This is a genomic window from Paenibacillus sp. YYML68 (assembly GCF_027923405.1).
In the GTDB taxonomy this organism is placed as follows: Bacteria; Bacillota; Bacilli; order Paenibacillales; family NBRC-103111; genus Paenibacillus_G.
Genome location: NZ_BQYI01000001.1, coordinates 3,944,444 through 3,963,350, shown reverse-complemented (window position 1 = coordinate 3,963,350; position 18,907 = coordinate 3,944,444). Strand labels below are relative to the sequence as shown.

At 58.0% G+C, this 18,907-nt stretch carries 17 protein-coding genes; 15 read left to right on the top strand and 2 right to left on the bottom strand.

Translation table 11 applies throughout. The annotated features are described in order from the left end of the window. The first annotated feature begins 31 nt into the window (after nucleotides 1-31). From PAE68_RS17810 to PAE68_RS17780, 7 genes are all read left to right on the top strand, one after another. Nucleotides 32-748 carry a glycosyltransferase gene (locus PAE68_RS17810; RefSeq protein ID WP_281889200.1) on the top strand — a complete coding sequence of 239 codons (717 nt, stop codon included), beginning with the start codon at nucleotides 32-34 and terminating at the stop codon, nucleotides 746-748. A 236-nt stretch (nucleotides 749-984) separates the two neighbouring features. Continuing rightward, the gene (locus PAE68_RS17805) at nucleotides 985-1,782 is read left to right on the top strand and encodes a glycosyltransferase family 2 protein (protein ID WP_281889197.1); all 798 of its coding nucleotides are present in this window, start codon (nucleotides 985-987) and stop codon (nucleotides 1,780-1,782) included. 7 nt (nucleotides 1,783-1,789) lie between these two features. Next, nucleotides 1,790-3,190, top strand: a complete 1,401-nt coding sequence (locus tag PAE68_RS17800; RefSeq protein ID WP_281889193.1) for a glycosyltransferase family 2 protein — start codon at nucleotides 1,790-1,792, stop codon at nucleotides 3,188-3,190. Then, complete coding sequence (locus PAE68_RS17795) at nucleotides 3,187-3,915, top strand: glycosyltransferase family 2 protein (RefSeq protein ID WP_281889190.1); 729 nt, start codon at nucleotides 3,187-3,189, stop codon at nucleotides 3,913-3,915. Before PAE68_RS17800 ends, PAE68_RS17795 begins: the two co-directional genes overlap by 4 nt. 111 nt (nucleotides 3,916-4,026) lie before the next feature. Continuing rightward, nucleotides 4,027-4,317, top strand: a complete 291-nt coding sequence (locus PAE68_RS17790; RefSeq protein WP_281889187.1) for a nucleoside-diphosphate sugar epimerase — start codon at nucleotides 4,027-4,029, stop codon at nucleotides 4,315-4,317. Nucleotides 4,318-4,387: 70 nt separating this feature from the next. Further along, nucleotides 4,388-4,732, top strand: a complete 345-nt coding sequence (locus PAE68_RS17785) for an alpha-helical endospore appendage domain-containing protein (RefSeq protein ID WP_281889184.1) — start codon at nucleotides 4,388-4,390, stop codon at nucleotides 4,730-4,732. Then, the gene (locus PAE68_RS17780; protein ID WP_281889181.1) at nucleotides 4,729-5,058 is read left to right on the top strand and encodes a hypothetical protein; all 330 of its coding nucleotides are present in this window, start codon (nucleotides 4,729-4,731) and stop codon (nucleotides 5,056-5,058) included. Before PAE68_RS17785 ends, PAE68_RS17780 begins: the two co-directional genes overlap by 4 nt. Before the next feature lie 173 nt (nucleotides 5,059-5,231). On the opposite strand, the gene PAE68_RS17775 is transcribed toward PAE68_RS17780, so the two are convergent. Both PAE68_RS17775 and PAE68_RS17770 read right to left on the bottom strand, forming a co-directional pair. Further along, entirely contained in the window at nucleotides 5,232-6,206 is a 975-nt protein-coding gene (locus PAE68_RS17775) for a ketoacyl-ACP synthase III (RefSeq protein WP_397379508.1), read from the bottom strand. Between the two features lie 265 nt (nucleotides 6,207-6,471). After that, the gene (locus PAE68_RS17770) at nucleotides 6,472-8,229 is read right to left on the bottom strand and encodes an MASE4 domain-containing protein (RefSeq protein WP_281889178.1); all 1,758 of its coding nucleotides are present in this window, start codon (nucleotides 8,227-8,229) and stop codon (nucleotides 6,472-6,474) included. A gap of 238 nt (nucleotides 8,230-8,467) precedes the next feature. Here PAE68_RS17770 and PAE68_RS17765 point away from each other — a divergent pair, with 238 nt between their 5' ends. From PAE68_RS17765 to PAE68_RS17730, 8 genes are all read left to right on the top strand, one after another. Continuing rightward, complete coding sequence (locus PAE68_RS17765; protein ID WP_281889176.1) at nucleotides 8,468-10,324, top strand: adenylate/guanylate cyclase domain-containing protein; 1,857 nt, start codon at nucleotides 8,468-8,470, stop codon at nucleotides 10,322-10,324. A gap of 55 nt (nucleotides 10,325-10,379) precedes the next feature. Beyond that, nucleotides 10,380-11,198, top strand: a complete 819-nt coding sequence (locus tag PAE68_RS17760; RefSeq protein WP_281889173.1) for a sensor histidine kinase — start codon at nucleotides 10,380-10,382, stop codon at nucleotides 11,196-11,198. Continuing rightward, entirely contained in the window at nucleotides 11,195-11,866 is a 672-nt protein-coding gene (locus tag PAE68_RS17755) for a response regulator (protein ID WP_281889171.1), read from the top strand. The genes PAE68_RS17760 and PAE68_RS17755 overlap by 4 nt, the downstream gene beginning before the upstream one ends. 89 nt (nucleotides 11,867-11,955) lie before the next feature. Further along, on the top strand, nucleotides 11,956-12,597 hold the full coding sequence (locus PAE68_RS17750) for a YcnI family copper-binding membrane protein (protein ID WP_281889169.1): 642 nt from the start codon (nucleotides 11,956-11,958) through the stop codon (nucleotides 12,595-12,597). A gap of 306 nt (nucleotides 12,598-12,903) precedes the next feature. Next, nucleotides 12,904-13,710 carry a CAP domain-containing protein gene (locus PAE68_RS17745; protein ID WP_281889167.1) on the top strand — a complete coding sequence of 269 codons (807 nt, stop codon included), beginning with the start codon at nucleotides 12,904-12,906 and terminating at the stop codon, nucleotides 13,708-13,710. Between the two features lie 274 nt (nucleotides 13,711-13,984). Further along, a complete protein-coding gene (locus PAE68_RS17740) occupies nucleotides 13,985-15,556 on the top strand; it encodes a methyl-accepting chemotaxis protein (RefSeq protein WP_281889165.1) in 1,572 nt (523 codons plus the stop codon). Nucleotides 15,557-15,570: 14 nt separating this feature from the next. Beyond that, nucleotides 15,571-16,011: a chemotaxis protein CheW gene (locus PAE68_RS17735; protein ID WP_281889164.1), complete on the top strand. Its 441-nt coding sequence runs from the start codon at nucleotides 15,571-15,573 to the stop codon at nucleotides 16,009-16,011. Between the two features lie 51 nt (nucleotides 16,012-16,062). Further along, entirely contained in the window at nucleotides 16,063-18,843 is a 2,781-nt protein-coding gene (locus tag PAE68_RS17730) for a chemotaxis protein CheW (RefSeq protein WP_281889162.1), read from the top strand. The last annotated feature ends 64 nt before the right edge of the window (nucleotides 18,844-18,907 follow it).

Below are 18,907 nucleotides of genomic sequence, written 5' to 3'. Positions count from 1 at the left end.
GGAATTGATACGGAAAGGAGTGACGTAGCTCTTGTATCCGAAGGTTTCGATTATTATCCCGTTCTATAACGATCCATATATTTCGCAGGCGCTAACGAGCGCGGTGAACCAGACGTATCCGAATCTGGAGATCATCGTTATTGATGACGGCTCGACGCAGCATACCGAGCTCATCGAGCCGTTCCGCAGCCGTGTTCATTATATTGGCAAATCAAACGGCGGAACGGCGAGCGCATTGAATCACGGCATTCGCATCACTTCGGGCGATTATATCGCTTGGCTAAGCTCGGATGATATGTTCTACCCGCATAAGCTGACGGCACAGCTGCAGTACATGCTTCGTGTGCAGGCGGCGATCTGCTTCACCTCGTTCGATTATATCGACCAGCACGGACGCGTGACTCAGGCGCATGCTGGTGTTCGCTTTCCGGGCTATGCCGCATTCGTGCGCTCGCTCATGTATTCGAATCCGATTAACGGGTGTACCGTTGTCGCCCGCAGAGACTTGCTGCAGCAGGCGGGCTTGTTCAATGAGGCGCTTCGCTACACGCAGGATTACGACCTGTGGATTCGCATCGTACTATGCGGAATACCGTTCGTTTATCATGATTTGCCGCTCACCCAATACCGCTGGCATAACGGCATGGGCACGATGCGGCACAAGCCAGCCATTGAGCAGGAGATTCAGCTCGTACGCTCGACATATGGCCATCTGCTCGACTCGTATGCACGTCAATTGGGCGGCTAGCCTGTCCTTGGGAAAGGGAAGCTCTCGGCTCTTGGGCCGAGGGCTTCTTGCTTATATGCGTCATAGCTTGAATCGACTGCATCGTGCGTGGAAGGATTGTCGAGCTGCAGGACCGGACAAGCGGACTGTCGATTTTTTATCCGGGCATCCACCATAGCCCTCGCTCGCTCGGGATACGAGCATACGATAAAGAGAAGATGTGCAGGTCTATATATGACAAAAGGAGCTGAGGAACGATGGAACGTTGCAGTGCGTTCATATGCTCGGTCAAGCGCAAGCGTCCGCGCCGGCATGGGTCGGCCGCTCGCGTCTCCATCATCATTCCTGTGATGAACGAGCGTCGTACGCTTGCGGCTGTGCTGAGAGAGGCGAAGAAGGTGTCGCCTCATGAAATTATCGTCGTGGCGAACGGCTCGACGGACGGATCGGGCTCATTAGCCGAGTCGCTAGGAGCCCGAGTTATTTCAATTGCCGAGCCGCTCGGTCACGACGTCGGACGAAGCGTCGGGGCGCGTCATGCGACGGGCGATGTGCTGCTGTTTCTCGACGGTGATATGGTCATTGCTGCGCGGAAGCTTAAGCCGTTCATCCGTGCGGTACAGAGCGGCTGCGACGTAGCACTGAACCGATATTTAGGTCCCATAGGGGCGAAGCGTACCCATCCGGTCGTTCTAGCGAAGCATGCACTTAATGCGGCGCTGAAGCGGCCGGACCTCGCTGGAGCGTCGATGACGACGGTACCGCATGCGATCAGCAGGCGGGCGCTCATGACGATCGGCGCGGAAGCGCTCACGGTGCCGCCGAAGGCGCAGGTGCTTGCGATCTTAAGCGGCTTGAAGGTGAGAGCCGTTCATCTGGTCGGCGTCGGCAAGCTGAACAAGGCCCGCAACCGCCCGAAGTCGAGCGAAGGGATGGACGTTCTCGGCTCGCTTATCGTAGGGGACCATTTGGAGGCGATGCGTGTGCTCATTCAGACAGCCGGGGAGCGGGGAGGGCATACCGATTTAACACGAAACCGCGATGCAGCGAGGTGAGATGAGAATGGAGCATGAAGGGAACCATATGCAGCTGAATAGCAGACCGAGCGTGAAGCGGCGGTTGGTCCAAAAGGCTGCCGCCTCGCCTTCCGATAGCGGCAAGGCGGTGGCGACCAGTGCTGCGCGCACGGGCGGCAGCGCGCGCAAGGGCGTTGGCGCGCGCAAGGGCGGCGGCGCGCGCAAGGGCGGTGGCGCGCGCACGGGCGGTAGCGCGCGCACGTGCGGTGGCGCGCGCACGGGCGGCGGCGCGCGCAAGGGCGTAGGCGCGCGCAAGGGCGGCGGCGCGCGCAAGGGCGGTGGCGCGCGCACAGGCGCAGGCGCGCGCACGGGCGGCAGCGCGCGCACAGGCGCAGGCGCGCGCAAGCGCGCGGCGAAGCCGCTTCTCTACGCGCGGCATACAGCTCCGCGCGGGCCGCGTACGTCGCGCCGCAGCGCGATGCAGCTGCTGGGCCGCAGGCTGGGCGCTGAGGATGCGCCGATGCTCGGGGCGGCTCCTGATTTGCGCGCAGCGATCAATCGCAGATGGGCGGAGCGAGTAGAGGAGCATCGGCTGCTGGAGTCGTCCTGGCGCTCCTATCACGAAGCGTCTGCAGGCTATGCAGCAGCTGTGTTCAAGGCGCTCGGCAGATCGGACCCAGGCTGGGTGCTGCTTCCAGTGAAGTCGTCGGTTGGCATTATCGTCACCGCCATGAACGAGGAGTCGACCATTACACGCGTGCTGCATCAGCTTGGCCGTCTTACGGCGGATGCGCTGTACGTCATTGTGAACGGCTCGACAGACCGTACATTCCAAGCGGCCCGGCAATTTCCGGGAGCTGTCGTGCTGTCGTACCCGGAGCCGCTCGGTCACGATGTCGGCCGTGCCATCGGAGCGAGGCTGGTCGGCACCGACATTATGCTGTTCGTAGACGGTGATATTCCGATTGCGGCAGAACGGCTCGTGCCGTTCATACGGGCCATAGCGACGGGAATGGACGTTGCGCTCAATGACATTACACCTTTCCTCGGTACCTTCAAGCAAAGGGATCAGGTGACGCACATGAAGCAGATGCTCAATTGGTCACTCGGACGGCGTGATCTCGAAGCGAATTCGATGACGGCCATTCCGCATGCGCTCTCGCGTAAGGCAGTCGAGACGATCGGCGCCGAGCTGCTCGCGGTGCCGCCGAAGGCGCAGGCATCCGCGCTGCTGCAGGGACTTGCGGTCGGCGTCGCCGGCAGCGTGAATGTCATCCGACGCAACAAGCGGAGAGCGAACAACAGCGGGCGCATGAATCAAGTGGCGGAGCTCATTATCGGCGATCATGTAGAGGCGCTGAAGCTGGCCGGAGACAGGCTGGGCGAGCGGCTGCGCTACGAGGACTCGATTCGGCGGCGCGATGCTGCAGGAGGTGGAGAGGCATGACGCAGGTCAGCATCATTATTCCGAATTACAACGGTGCACATGTGCTGGAGCCGTGTCTGCGATCAATCCGGACTCACGTCCGTGTACCGCATGAGATCATCGTCGTCGACAACGGCTCGAAGGATGCGTCGCTTGACATAAGTCGGAAGCTTGGCGTTACCGTCGCCTCGCTTCCGGATAATCGCGGCTTCCCGGCGGCCTGCAATATCGGACTGCGGCTGGCGACTGGCAGTACCCTTCTGCTGCTCAACAACGACACGCTCATGACGCCGAGGGCGCTTGAGCATATGCTCGATTGCTTGCACAGCAGCGCACATATTGGCATCGTTGGGCCGATGTGCAACTATGCGAGCGGCAAGCAGCAGCTGGAGGAGCCTTTTACGAATGTGGACGATATGGCGGCTCGGCTGAATGTGAAGGATCCCGGCAAATGGCGAGAGGTGGAGCGGATCGTCGGCATCTGCTTCCTGTTCCGGAGAGAGCTGTACGAGCGGATCGGGCTCATGGACGAAGTGTTCTCGCCCGGCCATTATGAGGACGACGATTATTGCTATCGCGCCCGGCAGGCAGGCTATCGGCTCATGCTGGCCGGTGACGCCTTCGTCTTCCATCACGGGAGCGCCAGCTTTAATCGCGAGGCTGCGGAGCGGGTGCAGCAGCTGCTCGCGACGAATCGGGCGCGGTTTATCGAGAAGTGGGGCGTCGATCCGCATACTTTTATATAAACGATAGGCACGCGCCCTGCTTCCTCTGGCATCACTTGCATAAATTGCTAAGGTACAGCAGTCACAATCGTATGCACAGACAGCAGCTACAGGAGAAGGAGGAGGGACAGCATGCAGCAGAAGGTTACGGAAATATTGGCGCATATGGCCACTTCCCAGCAGGAGATCGCCAATATATTAGAAGCGAAGCGTCAGGTTGCGGTACGCATGGCACAGCAGGTGCACGATATTCCGCCGGAGCAGCCGGCCTTCGAGGATGTCGAGACGCTGACGTATAACGCGATGAACGTGTCGAAGAGCATTGCCGCTTACTTGAACGGATTGTCCGACTTATCCGATGCGCTTGCCGATAATTTGGCTTACGTGCTGAAGGAGCTGGAGACGCCTTCGGATGAGGAATAGACGACGTTGGAGAGGACACCGCGAGCTTGAACATAGCTCGGAATTCACATACAGGAATGAGGGTTAGACGGTGAACAGAACGGATTCGTATCATAAGATGCTCGCCGCAGCAGCGAAAATGCAGCACAACATCGCGCTTCTGCTGGAGGCGAAGGCGGTGGAGGCGCAGCGTTCGTGTCAATGGATTTGCGCGCATATGGGCGGAGCGCAATATGAGGACCATACGGAGCAGCTGAAGAGCTCGCTCGACGTGCATGACCAGCTGCTGGAGGTCATTGACGGCATGACCAAGATGGAGCGTGCGCTGGCGAAGCATATGACCATTCTGCTCGGCGAGCAGGAAGACGGCGACGGAGGGGAGCAGGGCGGCGAGCTAGGCGATCTATTCTCGTTCGGAGGCGGTTCGTCCAAATGAACAGGCCCGCGGAGTACAATCAACTAACGCTGGACCTGATGCAGTCGCTGGCTCGCAGTCAGCGGGCGCTAGCCGGTATGCTGGAGCATGTGGGCGAAGCGATGCAGAGGAGCGCAGCGGTGCCAGATGCAGGACAGCGTGAGCTGCTGGCCGAAATCAGCCTGCTGTCCCGCTACCAGCAGCAAATCGCCCGGAAATTCGATCTGCTTACGATTCGCAAGCTGCGTATGGGCATACCGCAAAAGCCCTGGCTGCGTCGTGACCTGCGCCGTGACCTGCGCCGTGACAAGCGCAGCTGTGATAAGCGCCGGCTGACTTCCAGATGAAGCAGCCGGCGTTCGTGCGCATCGGAATAGCAGCCTTGGAGGCTGGAGTATTGTGTGAGCCAGATCGGACACCTGGTTCGCCCGAACGTCAGGTGGGGCCGTTACGCCAGGTACGGCCGGTATGGCTATAAGGTCTCCCCGCACGGTACGGTCCATTCAGTCGTTCAGACAGCCTACAATGGCTTCCACTTCATGACGAGGCCGCTGTAGGTGAAGCCGCCTCCGAAGCCGAAGAGCACGAGTACGTCGTCCTTGCGCAGCAGACCGTCCCGTATTGCGTAATCAAGCGCGAGCGGAATGGTCGCCGCCGACGTATTGCCGTACTGCTCGATCGTATGGAGCGTCTTCGCGAGCGGAATCCCTGTCTTCTCGCAGACGGATTCGATGATGCGGAGGTTCGCGCTGTGCGGCACGAACCAGCTGACATCTGAGGCGGACAAGCCCGCCTGCTCCAGCAGCTCGGCGACGCCGATCGGCACGGTCTGAACGGCGAAGCGATACACCTCGCGTCCGTTCTGGACGAGCTTGCCGTCGTCACGCAGTGCAAGTCCGTTCAGCGCGTTCGCTGTGCAGGAGCGGTACAGATGACCGCCGCCGGTGCCGTCGCTGCCTGCGCTGCGTGCAAGGAAGGCCGGCTCCGCGTCAGGCGCATCATCGCGCTCCAGCAGGACAGCCGCCGCCGCATCGCCGAACAGGATGCACGTGGTGCGGTCTGTATAGTCTGCGATCTTGGACAGCGCCTCCGCCCCGATGACGAGCACCCTCCGGTTCGCGCCCGAGGCGATCAAGCTGTCCGCGACCTGCAGGCCGTGCACGAACCCGGCGCAGGCGGCGGCGAGGTCCATGGCAAGAGGTGCCCGAATACCGAAGTGTGCCTGAACGAGACATGCTGTCGAGGGGAATGAGAAATCAGGCGTGCTCGTGCAGACGAGAATGGCATCCACATCCGCCAGCTCAACAGGATACCGCTCCTGCAACGCTCGCACCGCTTCAATCGCCAGATGGCTCGTGAATTGCTCAGGTGCCGCGATACGTCGCTCACGAATGCCAGTGCGCTGCACGATCCACTCGTCGCTCGTCTCCACCATGCCCTCCAGACCAGCATTGGTCAGCCTTCGCTCCGGCGTGTAGCTGCCGATCGCAGTCATGCGGGAATGGAACAGACGGTCACTTACGGATTGGTTCGATTGACTCGACTTCGATGAACTCTTCAACTCAATCACCCCTGCACAGAAATATTGTACACCTAATACTATTATCAAGTTATAGTACCTAGTACTAAATAAACTTTATACGCTGCCTTTCATTTTGTCAACGCTGTCGCACGGCTGGCTGCCAGCAAGCGTGTGTGTACGCGCATACAAGCAAGCCTGACTGCATCACAGTCAGGCTTGTTTGTTCCAGCTGCTATTGCTATTGCTGCTCGGCATAGACGACGAATCGATTTTTGCCAGCTTCCTTCGCCCGGTACATCGCAATATCGGCGTTCTTCATCAAGGTCTGCACATCGTTGCCGTGGTACGGATACAGGCTGAGCCCGATGCTCGTGGTTACGGTCACGGACGTGCCGCCGATTTCGAACGGATTGGCGAAGAGTGGCAATATTTTGTGAATGACGGTCAAGGCATCGTTCTTATCCAGCAGCTCGGGCAATATAATCGTGAACTCATCCCCGCCCATCCGGGCCACTGTATCGCCAGCACGAGTCACGCTCTTCAGTCGCGTCGCGACCTGCTTCAGCAGCTCATCCCCGACATCGTGACCAAGAGTATCGTTCACCTGCTTGAAGCCGTCCAGATCGAGGAAGCAGACCGCTAGCCGTTCGCTGTTGCGCTTCGCATGAATAAGGGCCATATTAAGGCGGTCAGTGAACATGACCCGATTCGGCAGTCCGGTGAGCGCATCGTGGTACGCCTGGTACGCCATCTGCTCCTCATATTGCTTGCGCTTCGTAATATCCTCGACCATTCCGATCAGAAATTCCGGCTTATCGTCCAGTCCGCGAACGATGGATAGGATCGAATTGCCCCACACGATGCGGCCTTCCTGATGCAGGAAGCGCTTCTCGACCGAGTAGTTCTGCAGCTCGCCGCTCAGCAGCTCCTGCCATTGCTGCTCATCCTTGCGGTGATCCTCGGCCAGTATCAGCTCCGTGAGCGGCTTCTTCTTAAGCGCATCCTCGCTATAGCCGGTCATCTGCTGGAAGGCGACGTTCGTTTCGATCGGACGACCTGACAGATCGAGGCGGGCAATGCCGACTGCGGCGAATTCGAATACGGTTCGGAAGATGCGCTCCTGCTGCACAATCCGTTCATACAGCGAGCGGATCTCGAACAGCAGCGTGGAGAGCACGAACCCGGCTGAGAGCAGGCTGTTCATTCTTGCCGCGTACCAGCCGATGCTGTAGCGGCTTCCCGAGAATAGCGTAAGCGTCACATCGAGCAGGGAAGCGAGCATGGCTACGGTCAGCCACAGCTGTAGAATCGTCCTGCCACGGAACGTGGCGACGAGCAGTACAAGCGCTGCTGCGTTCAGCAGCCAGACGAGCGGTCCGACGCCGGATGTAATCAAGATGTTGAAGTTGCCCTTCATGATGATGACGGGCAAATAGTCCGTCGCGTATAGGGCAGTCAGCGTCAGCGCTGCGACGATGACGAGCACGCCGCCGACTGCCCCGACAAGCGCGAGCTCCGCTTGCTTCGAGCTGAGCCGAACGCGGCTTAGCTGCTTCTCTGCGAATATGTAAGCGATCGTAAATAACGGGTAGCCGCCGTGCCAGAACACCCATAGCCACGTCGCAGATTGAGACGTCGCCCCTAACAGACCGCTCGAGGAGAACACACCTGGGAATACGAGCAGATGAGGCACTGTGATCAATCCGGTGAACAAGTAGGCAGAGCCGAGCACGACGAGCGGAGCTGCGCGGGTGACTAAGAATTCGCTGTACACCAGATACGCCGTAATGAGCTCGAAGACGAGCACCGCTGAGATGAACAGCGGCAGGAACGGCTGAATTTCAGGACCTGCCAGCTTGGCGAATGGCAGCAGAGCGCCTACTGATAGGCTGAGCAGGGCGCAGACGATGAGAGCGGTCCATTTATTTTTACGAGTCGAGGCATAGTTGGTAATACTGAGACTGGTATCGGCTTGACTGCGTAGCGGAAGAGACATAGTAGATTGCTCCAATACATTTTTATTTTTACGCAAACTTATAACGACATAATTCGACATCTCTGTTTATACTATAGCGTAATTTCGTTACGGAAACTATCAAAAATTCATCAAATTATGATAGATTGGAACGTAAGAGCCGTTGATGCTTTCATGGAGTAGACCGGAGACGCCGATATAGACGTATAATAGGAGCTATACACATACAATACCAACACGACAGCAGGGGAGTCAGAGGATGATGAAGCCGCAACGGTATGTCTATGATCGCGTATATACGCTGCCCCGCGACAAGGTGTGGGAGCTGCTGAGCCGAACGGACCATTTGAACCGAGTGATCGGTCTATTCCCGCTGCGCAAAAGAACGCTTCGAACGAACGGGACGCAATTCGTGCAGGATCTGCAGGCCATGGTGTTCGGTATCATTCCGCTGCAGTGGACGGAGCATCCGTTCACGTGGGTGAAGGAGCAGTCGTACGCTGTAGTCCGCGAGTACCATTCGGGTCCTCTGCGCCGCTTCTACGGCGGCATCGAGCTGAGCGACGCAGAGGAGCGGCTGCCGGACGGACAGCCTGCGACCAAGGTGCGGCTGTTCGCAGAATTCACACCGAACGGAGCGCTCGGCATGCTCGCGATTCCGATCGTGGGCGTACAGTCGATGCGCAAGACGCTTACGTTTCTAGAGCAGAGCGTTCGGCTGGCGGCTGAGCAGAAGAGCTATATGGACCCGCAGACGAAGACGATGTACCAACTTAACGTATCGGAGCTTGACCGTCTGCTGGCGAAGCTTGCGGACTTGACCGACGATCAGCGGCACGCCGTTAAGCTTCTGCGCGAGCATCTGCTGCGCACAGGAGACGATGAGGTGGTCGACATGCGACCTTATACGCTCGCGGACCGATGGCAGGCGGACCGCGAAGCGGTGCTGCAGCTGTTCCTTCATGCGACGAAGGCGGGCATCCTTAATCTGAGCTGGCAGCTGCTCTGTCCGAACTGCCGCGTGTCCAAGGCGGGGGCGGGCAAGCTGTCCGATATTACGCCGCAGTTTCACTGCGACTTCTGCGGCATTGAATATGCCGCTAGCTTCGACCGCTATGTGGAGCTGACGTTCAGTGTCCACCCGTTGATTCGTCATGCGGTTAAACAGGTATTCTGTGTCGGCGGTCCGCTCATTACCCCGCATATTCATACGCAGCTGGCCGTAGCGCCGGGTGAGACGGCATCGGTCATATATCCGGATGTGAAGGGGCCAATGCGTCTGCGCGTGCTTCGCACGAACGAGACAGTGCCGCTTATGCGTAACGAGGGTGAACAAGGCTCAAGTCTCGTGGATGCGCAGCTTGCGTATCGAGCAGATGGAGGGTGGTCGCGGCGTGAACTTGCTCTGTCTGCGCCCGGCTCAGTCTTGAGTCTGACCAACGAGAGCGAGAGCATCATCCACGTCGCGCTAGAGCGGGCGGATTGGAGCGATGATACGGTTACGGCGGCCAAGGTGTCGACGATGCAGCAATTCCGCACGCTGTTCTCCTCCGAGGTGCTGGCGCCGGGGCAGCAGATTGGCATCGAGAACGTAACGGTGCTGTTCAGCGACTTGCGCGGCTCCACAGCCTATTACGAGAAGGTCGGAGACGCCCATGCGTACAGTCAGGTGCGGGGGCACTTCGAGTTTTTGCTGCAGCACATTCGGGCGAATGGCGGTGCAGTCGTCAAGACGATCGGCGATGCGGTCATGGCCGTATTCGAATATCCAGAGAATGCGATGAAGGCGGCGCTCGCTATTCAAGCGGATGCAAGACATATGAACGGTCTGGAGCTGCATGAGGCGTCGGTCGTCATTAAGCTGGGCTTCTACCATGGCCCGGCGATTGCCGTCAATACGGACGGCGTGCTCGATTATTTCGGGCGGACGGTGAACCTCGCTGCGCGTACGCAAGGACTCAGCGCTGGTGACGACATCGTTGTGAGTCGAGAATGCACCCTGCGTCTAGGCGTCAGGCAGCAGCTCGCGGACTGCGGAGCGGAGATCGATTATTTCACCGAACGGCTTAAGGGGATTGAAGGGCTGGCGGAGCTGGCGCGCATTCGTCTGCGCTGATTCATAGGCTTGATTTCGAATTGTAATGGAAAGTTGGAGGGAGTAGAAGACCGTGATGTCGATGCGTACGCTCAAATGGTGCACCATCCTGCTGCCGCCGCTCATTCTGGGCGGCTTCGAATACATTCGCCACGACTTCCTGCTGCACACGCTGTCGATGGAGACGGGCAATCTGTACATGACGCTGCTGACGCTGCTGCTGTCTTACTTGTTCGCTACCTGGATGTTTCGCCGCATCGAGCAAATGAATGAGAAGCTCGCCGCGGAGCGGGCGAAGCATGCGGTGTACGAGGAGCGGGAGCGTGTCGCTCAGGAGCTTCACGATAACATTGCGCAGGTGCTGTTTTTCTTGAATGTGCAGCTGGCCAAGGGTCAAGTGCAGGAGGCGAGAGAAGCGGTGTCCGAGATCGACCAGCATGTGAGGCAGGCGATCTTCAATCTGCGGACGGCACCGGAGGAGGGTGCTACCTTCGAGGCGCGACTGGCCGCCTGGCTGCAGGAGTGGAGCGGCATGACAGGTATTGCGGTCGAGCAGTCTGTGAAGCTGGATGGCATTGAGGTGACCCCCTCGCGCGAGGTGGCGCTGTTCTCGATCGTGCGGGAGGCGTTCACGAACATTCGCAAGCATTCCGAAGCGGATCATGCCTATCTGGAGCTTGGACCTATCGAGGATGGGACGCGCTGGCGCTTGCGCATCGCAGATAATGGCACAGGCTGCATACTGGAAGAACCCCGGCCGCTGAACAGTCTGGGCTTGTCGCTGCTCGGCAAGCGGTCGCAGGACCTTGGCGCGGAGCTGTTGATAGCTTCTGAGCCTGGGCAAGGGCTTGAGCTAGTGCTGATCGGACCGATGAAGGAAGGAAGTGTGCTATGAATTATCGGGTGTTAGTTGCAGACGACCACCGGCTTGCACGTCAGGCGATTCGATCGTTACTGGAAGGCGAGCCTGGCTTCGAGTGGATTGGAGAGGCCGCGGATGCCGCTGAAGCTGTGGAGAAGTGCGGCGAGCTGCTGCCGGACCTTGTGCTGATGGACATCCGTATGCCGCAGGGCGGCGGGTTGGAGGCGACGAAGCGGATTAAGCAGCTGTACCCGTACACGCGCATCGTCATGCTCACCGTATCCGACGATGCGTCGGATTTGTTCACGGCGATCCGATACGGGGCGCAAGGGTATTTACTCAAGAACATGAATCCGGACGATTGGATCCATTACTTGCGAGGTCTGCTTGAGGATTCGGGAGAGATCTCGCAAGGTATGGCGGATCGTCTGCTGCAATCGTTCCGTGCTCCTGAAGGGCGCGATGGCGTCGATGTGTCCCCTCATGTGCTCTCAACGCGTGAGAGTGAAATTGTTGGCTATGTCGCGGCCGGGTTCAGTAACCGTCAAATTGCGGACATGCTCGTCATCGCCGAGAACACGGTGAAAAACCACATCAAAAATATGCTTGCGAAGCTGTCGCTTGACAACCGGGTTCAGCTGACCGCCTATGCGGTGAGGCACGGCATGACACGAAATATACAAAAACAGTCGCACAAATAGCCCGATCGGGTCATATTCGGAGCGTGACCGTTTGCGGTACATTACACATGGATATAATGACGTATAGTTTGGAAAGGGGTACTTGGTTTATGTTGAAGTGGAAGCATATTGGAATATTGGCGCTGTTGGGCGCCTTTTTGATGACCGGAGCGGCAAGCGCGCACGTGACGGTGCAGCCGTCGGTGACGACGCAGGGCAGCTATGAGAAGTTTGCAGTGCGCGTGCCGACGGAGAAGACGATCCCGACAGTGAAGGTCGAGGTGAAGTTTCCGCTAGATGCGGTTACGATCTCCCGCTTCGAGCCGAAGCCGGGCTGGACGTATGAGCTGACGAAGGACGGGGACAAAATCTCCGGAGTCATCTGGACAGCTACTGCAGGCGGCTTCGGTGCAACGGAGTTCGGCGAGTTCTACATGCAGGGCAAGGTGGCCGACTCGGCAACGTCAATCGTCTGGAAGGCGTATCAGACGTATCAAGACGGCAGTGTCGTCGAGTGGGTAGGCGCTGAAGGCGCGGACAAGCCTGCGTCGGTGACGAAGGTGAACCCGAAGCCGGCTGGCTCCGGTCACGACAGCCACGGGCACACGGCAGGAGCTGCGGCTGGCCATGGAGCTGACGCTGCTGAGCCTGCTGCCGCAGGCGGAAGCAGTACGCCGCTGTACTTATCCATCGCCGCGGTCGTACTGAGCGCTATTTCACTGCTCGTTACGCTGATGCGCAGACGAGCATAAATGATTGTAACGCCGCTCCATCGGGGAGCGGCGTTTTTTTGTGCTGCGTCGGCCCTTGGCGCGCGGGCGAGTGACCGAGCTGTAGCGATGCTTTACATCGCAACAGCTGCGGTGGCCTAGTGTGCGCCCGCCTGCGTCGGCCCCGCGCACACCCGTACTGCCGCACACAACGTCGCAGTCCCGAGCGGACATATCATGTGACGAATGAGTCCAAAATTCATCTTAGACTCGTTCATATTTTTTTCTTGAATAGGGGATGCTTGGATTAGATTACAACACACCTAGCTCAGGAGGAATTACCAACTCATGTGGAATCGATTACGCACGAAGAAGTCACTGCTGCTGCTGCTCGTCCTTCTGCTCAGCTTCACCGCGTCCGGCACGGTGCTTGCCTTCGGCAAGGGCGCTCAAGGTCCGGATGTGTACGCCGTACAAGGAATGCTGAAGTCGCTTGGCTATTACAGCGGCAGCATTACCGGCTATTACGGCTCGGTCACCGAGAACGGCGTCAAGCTGTTCCAGAAGGCGTACGGACTGCCGCAGACCGGTGCGGTGGACGGGAAGACGCTGGAGTCTATTTTGTGGGCATACGGTAATTTGAAAATTCCGAGAAAGCCCGCTCCGACGCCCGCTCCGACGCCCGCTCCGATGCCCGCTCCGATGCCCGCTCCGACGCCTGCCCCGACCCCGACGCCAGCACCGAATCCGAAGCCTCCTTCAACAGGGCAGCTTAGCGCGGAAGAGCAGCAAATGGTGGACCTCGTGAACAAGGCGCGGGCCGAGCAAGGCTTGGCGCCGCTGGCTGTCGATACGAAGCTGTCGAGCGTAGCCCGGCTGAAGAGCAAGGATATGGTGGACAACAACTACTTCTCCCACCAGTCTCCGACGTACGGCTCTCCGTTCGATATGATGAAGCAGTTCGGCATCTCGTATCGCACCGGAGGCGAGAACATTGCGTGTAACCAAGGAGTTGCAGCAGCTCATCAAGCATTGCTGAACTCGCCAGGTCATCGTGCCAACATCATGAGCAAGGACTTCACGCACATCGGGATCGGGATCGTCAACGGCGGACCGTGTGGCAAGATGTTCACCCAGATGTTTATCGGCAAGTAGTTCCTTTGTGAAGGCTACCATGTAGCTGTATAGAGCTGTTAAGCTATTACCTATGAAGCTGTAAAGCCGCCATGTGCGGCTTTTTTTGTTCTTCATAGGTCCACGTAGCTTTGGTTTAATTTTTCAACATATAAGGGTGGAAACTATAATAATAATGTCGTAAAATGTCGAAATATCATATATGATAGAGCTGGAAGCGTAGTGAAACCGGCCTTTACTTCGCAACAGGGTGGTTTGGGCATTCCAGACAATCAGCAAACAGGGGGAATCGAAGATGAGAATGTCCATTCGTATTAAGCTGCTCGCAGGCTTCGGCGCGATTGCACTGCTGATGCTGGCGACAGGGTGGTTCGCTATTGTGAAAATGAATGATATGGGTGACAACGCCAAGGCGATCGAGCAGCGATGGATGCCGGGTGTGTATGATCTTGGCAAAATATCCGAGGATGTCGTCGATACACAAAGGCTCGTGCTGCGGGTTATTATGGAGGAGGAAAAGTCCGAAATCGAACGGCTTCAGGGAAAGGTCAGAGATAATATGAAAGCGATTCAAACGTATCGCGACGATTACAACAAGCTGATAAAGACGAGTGAAGAGCGCACAGCTTATGAGGCGTTCTCCAAGGCGTACGATACATATACGAAGCTGCTGCCTGCTGTATTCAAGGAGGCGGATGCGAATAACGATCAGAAGGCAGATGCGCTGCATGATGAGGCCCATCCGTACTTCATGGAGGCGACAAAGCAGCTCGATGTGCTCGGCAAGCTCAGCAAGGACGGCTCTGACTATACAACGAAGCATTCCATTGCCGTCTACGAGCAGTCCCGCACTTATGTCATCGTGTTCATCTGTATTGCGCTTGCCCTAGCGGTACTGCTGGCCGTCTGGATCGCTCAGACGATCTCGAAGCCTGTGGTGCAGCTGCAGTCGATGCTGACGCATATTGCAGAGGGTGATCTTCGTGACCGACTTCAGGTGTCTAACCGTGATGAGCTCGGTGTAATGGCAGAGCTGGCCAATGCGATGGTGGACAATCTGAGAGCGTTGATCGGGCGTACTTCAGCCTCAGCCCAAAGCTTGGCCGCAGCCTCTCAGGAAATATCTGCGAGCACTCAAGAAATCGCGAGCGGCACCAGTCAGCAATCGACCTCGGCACAGACGATCAACGAGCTGCTGAAGGAGCTGTCTCGTGCGATCTCCTCCGTTGCCACGAATGCCGAGGCGTCGGCGGAGCTAAGCAGCATGACGCTGAAGGAAGCAATGGATGGCGGCAAGGTGGTCGGCTCTGCGATCGAGAGCATGAACCAATTGAGTGTGAAGATGGAGCGTCTGCAGGAGGATTCCTCCAAGATTGGAGAAATTATCGCGGTCATTAACGAAATTGCGGAACAGACGAATCTACTCGCGCTTAATGCGGCGATCGAGGCGGCTCGTGCAGGCGATCAAGGGCGCGGCTTCGCGGTCGTTGCCGATGAGGTTCGCAAGCTGGCCGAGCGTAGCGGCGATGCGACGAAGCAAATCGCTCAAATCATCAAGGCGATGCAAAACAATACGCTGGACAGCGTGTCTGCTGTTCAGAACGCGGTCGGCTTGTCGCTGCAGACCGGAACTGCATTCGATCATATAATTTCTCGTGTGAACGAGACGAGTCAGCAGGCGTCTGAGATCGCAGCGGCAAGTGAGGAGCAGTCCGCTCAGTCGCTCGAGGTGCTGCGTGCTGTTGAAATGATCGCTAGTGCAACGGAGCAGGCAGCAGCTGCATCGGAGGAGACGGCGAACGCTTCCTCGTCGCTTGCGCAGCTGGCGGAGCAGCTTAATGATTCTGTGTCGCATTTTAAAGTATAGCAAGGAGGGCGCGTATGACGAACCAGCCATTCGGCCGCATGGATATGCCCTTTATATCAGTCGGTATCGGTAGCGAGCAGTTCGCGTTGCCGATCCATGAAGTTCGCGAGATTATACGGCTGCAAGAAATTACAGAGGTTCCGCACGCAAGAGCGGGCCTGCTCGGCGTCATCAACTTACGCGGGACGATCGTGCCTGTTATTGATATATCAGAGAGACTGCACGTTACTGCTTCTCCGTTCTCCTCAGCTACCCGTATCGTCATCGTGTCGTTTAAGGGCGAGGATGTCGGTCTGATCGTCGACAGTGTGCATCAGGTCGTAGAGATGGAGCTGCTGCAGTCATCCTCGGACAATGGACTAGCGGGTCATCGAGCGGGCGTGCTCGGCATTGGACGAACGGGTGATAGCTTGGTCGGACTGCTGGAGCTTGAGGCGATGCTGACCGATTTTTGACAGGAGCAGCCGTATATCACTTGATGGAGAGTAGAAAGGAGGCACGACGATATGGATGCACATTTGTCCTCCTACGCTGGCTTGTTCCTCGATGAGATGGAGGAGCAGCTGCAGGTGCTCGATGAGAAGCTGCTCGAGCTGGAGCAAGGTCAAGATGCGGCAACGATCAGCTCGATATTCCGGGCAGCACATACGCTGAAGGGCTCAGCTGGGATGATGGGTTATGTCCCGATTGAGCAGCTGACGCATAGACTGGAAAGCGTCTTTGACCTGCTGCGCTCTGGCAAGCTGGAGCTGAGCGGCGAGCTGATGCGTGTTGTATTCGAAAGTGTGGATATGCTCCGTCTGATGCGTCAGGCGATTGTGGAGGAGTGTCTCGGGAGTGTCGACGCATCGGCTTGCGTGAGTCGATTAGAAGGGCTGTATACCGGTGACCCCGGGGCTTCTACCCCGTCCGCCGTGCCGAAGGTGCAGGGCGGATGCGACGGAAGCGGCTTGAGCGACGGAAGTGCGTCGACTCAGCCCGAGAGAGGGGAGGCGCCAGGTGCTGGAGACGGCTTGGGCGGGCACGACTTGTTAAGCAGTGACAGTCAGCGTGCGGTGCTCGAGCATGCACTCGGCAACGGCCTGCGGGCCTTCGTCATTACGGTACAGCTTGAAGATGAGACGCCGATGAAATCTGTTCGCGCTCTGCTGATCTTCAATCGGGTCGGGGAAGACGGAGAGATCGTCGCGACGGCGCCCGAGGTCGAGAGAATTGAGGATGAGCGGACGTTCGGCGGCCGCTTCAGCATGGTGCTTGTGACCTCGGAGCCTGGCGAGCGTATCGAGGAGACGCTCAAGCAGCTGTCGCATATTAAGCATTACGAGCTGTCTCCGTATATTCTAGGTGATAAGCGTCTGGAGAACAGGGGCGATAAGCCGCAGACGAACATGGCTGATGAAGCGGGTGCGGCAGTCTTGCTTGGCGATGAGGCTAACAGCGGCTGCCAGCATGAGGGGTCAACAGGTGCTGTCGGGGCCGCAGCATCCATATTCCGAAGCTCCAGCTCCGAGGTGGAGCAAGCATCCTCTGCGGCTGCTGAAGCGCGGCCGAAGCCCGGCGGGGATGGTGCATCGGAGGCGAAGCTGCCGAAGCAGGCTGCGACTGTCCGCGTCGACGTCAGCCGACTGGAGCATCTGCTCAACCTGGTCGGCGAGCTGCTGATCGACAATACGAGGCTGCACGAGACGAAGAAGCGGCTGCACGATCAGCTGAAGTGCAGCGAGATGGACATGTCTCACGTCAACGGGCTGCACGATATTAGCCACCACCTCAGCCGCGTCATCAGCGAGCTGCAGGAGGGGATGATGAAGACGCGCATGCTGCCGATCGATCAGCTGTTCAACCGATTTCCGCGCATGGTGCGCGATCTGGCTGACAAGACGAGCAAGGAGATCGAGCTGGTTATCGAAGGCAGAGAGACTGAGCTGGACCGAACGTTGATCGAGGAGATCAGCGATCCGATCATACATATTATTCGCAATGCCGGCGACCACGGTCTGGAGACGCCTGAGGAGCGTATCGCAGCCGGTAAGCCGCGCAAGGGCCGCCTCCTGCTGCGCGCTGAGCATAAGGCGAACCAGATCGTCATTACGATCGCAGACGACGGCAGAGGGATCGACCCGGAGCGCATCAAGCAGGCTTCCATTCGCAAAGGCTTCATTACGGCCGAGGAGGGCGAGCGCATGAGTCGCAAGGAGCTCGTGTCGCTTATTTTTCACTCCGGCTTGTCGACGGCTCAAGAGGTTACGAACTTGTCCGGTCGCGGCGTCGGGATGGATATCGTCCGTTCCCATATCGAGAAGCTGAATGGCTTGATCGATATTGATACGAAGGTCGGGCAAGGCACTGTCTTCACGATTAAGCTGCCGCTGACGCTCGCGATCATTCGTTCGCTGCTCGTGAAGCTGGGCGCTGCGACGTATGCCGTTCCGCTAACGAATGTCGTGGAAATTATGCGCATTCAATCGAGCGCGCTGCGTACGGTGCAAGGGCGGGAGGTCGTGCTCGTCCGCGGCGAGGTGCTACCGCTCGTCCGACTGACGGAGCTGCTTAAGCTGAGCAAGGGCGAAGAGTGCACGGAGCCGTCCACGGCTGACCAGAGCTTGTCGATCGTCATTGTCGGCATTGCTGAGAAGCGTCTATGCCTGCTTGTCGATCGGACTATTGGTAATCAAGAGATCGTGATCAAGAGCCTCGGCGCGTTCGTTGGACACGTTCCATTCGTATCTGGCTCCACAATACTAGGCGGAGGCAATGTTGCGCTTATTCTCGATGTCGGGGCGGTCGTCCGCGAGCAGGGGGCGAGCAGCAGAGCATCGGATGTTGCGGAGGTCGGCGTTGCAGCGGGCAAGAGAGCGCGTCATGTCGTCACCTTCCGGCTTGCTACGGATACGTTCGGAGTGACGATCGCTAGTGTGAAGGAGATCATTACACTGCCGACGCTTAGTCATGTGGCGATGTCGTCGCCTTCCATACTCGGGATGGTAAACTTGCGTGGCAGCCTGCTGCCTGTCTATGACCTTCGTCGACAGCTGTGCCTCGATTGCGCGGAGCCGACCTCTGCGAGCCGCATATTGATACTTGAGACGAGTAGGCAAGACGTCGGTGTTATGGTCGACGAGGTGCGGTCGGTCGTCAGCCTGGCTGAGGACGACATCGAGCCGGTCGATCAGCACGCCGCACTCATTCCGGGACTGCTGCAGGGTATCGGCAAGACGAGCGAAGGGCTCATCCAGCTGCTTGACATGGAGAAGGTGCTGGGGGAGACTTGTGCAAGGACCATTTAGACGGTAGGGAACTTACAATGGGAGCTTGGAGCAGATCGAACGGATTTGCTTCAGGCTTCTTTGT

Excerpts from the sequence above, each read along its gene's own strand:
- PAE68_RS17805 (WP_281889197.1), top strand. The coding sequence starts at position 985 with ATGGAACGTTGCAGTGCGTTCATATGCTCGGTCAAGCGCAAGCGTCCG.
- PAE68_RS17800 (WP_281889193.1), top strand. The coding sequence starts at position 1,790 with ATGGAGCATGAAGGGAACCATATGCAGCTGAATAGCAGACCGAGCGTG.
- PAE68_RS17795 (WP_281889190.1), top strand. The coding sequence starts at position 3,187 with ATGACGCAGGTCAGCATCATTATTCCGAATTACAACGGTGCACATGTG.
- PAE68_RS17790 (WP_281889187.1), top strand. The coding sequence starts at position 4,027 with ATGCAGCAGAAGGTTACGGAAATATTGGCGCATATGGCCACTTCCCAG.
- PAE68_RS17780 (WP_281889181.1), top strand. The coding sequence starts at position 4,729 with ATGAACAGGCCCGCGGAGTACAATCAACTAACGCTGGACCTGATGCAG.
- PAE68_RS17775 (WP_397379508.1), bottom strand. The coding sequence starts at position 6,206 with ATGACTGCGATCGGCAGCTACACGCCGGAGCGAAGGCTGACCAATGCT.
- PAE68_RS17770 (WP_281889178.1), bottom strand. The coding sequence starts at position 8,229 with ATGTCTCTTCCGCTACGCAGTCAAGCCGATACCAGTCTCAGTATTACC.
- PAE68_RS17765 (WP_281889176.1), top strand. The coding sequence starts at position 8,468 with ATGATGAAGCCGCAACGGTATGTCTATGATCGCGTATATACGCTGCCC.
- PAE68_RS17760 (WP_281889173.1), top strand. The coding sequence starts at position 10,380 with ATGTCGATGCGTACGCTCAAATGGTGCACCATCCTGCTGCCGCCGCTC.
- PAE68_RS17755 (WP_281889171.1), top strand. The coding sequence starts at position 11,195 with ATGAATTATCGGGTGTTAGTTGCAGACGACCACCGGCTTGCACGTCAG.
- PAE68_RS17750 (WP_281889169.1), top strand. The coding sequence starts at position 11,956 with ATGTTGAAGTGGAAGCATATTGGAATATTGGCGCTGTTGGGCGCCTTT.
- PAE68_RS17745 (WP_281889167.1), top strand. The coding sequence starts at position 12,904 with ATGTGGAATCGATTACGCACGAAGAAGTCACTGCTGCTGCTGCTCGTC.
- PAE68_RS17740 (WP_281889165.1), top strand. The coding sequence starts at position 13,985 with ATGAGAATGTCCATTCGTATTAAGCTGCTCGCAGGCTTCGGCGCGATT.
- PAE68_RS17735 (WP_281889164.1), top strand. The coding sequence starts at position 15,571 with ATGACGAACCAGCCATTCGGCCGCATGGATATGCCCTTTATATCAGTC.
- PAE68_RS17730 (WP_281889162.1), top strand. The coding sequence starts at position 16,063 with ATGGATGCACATTTGTCCTCCTACGCTGGCTTGTTCCTCGATGAGATG.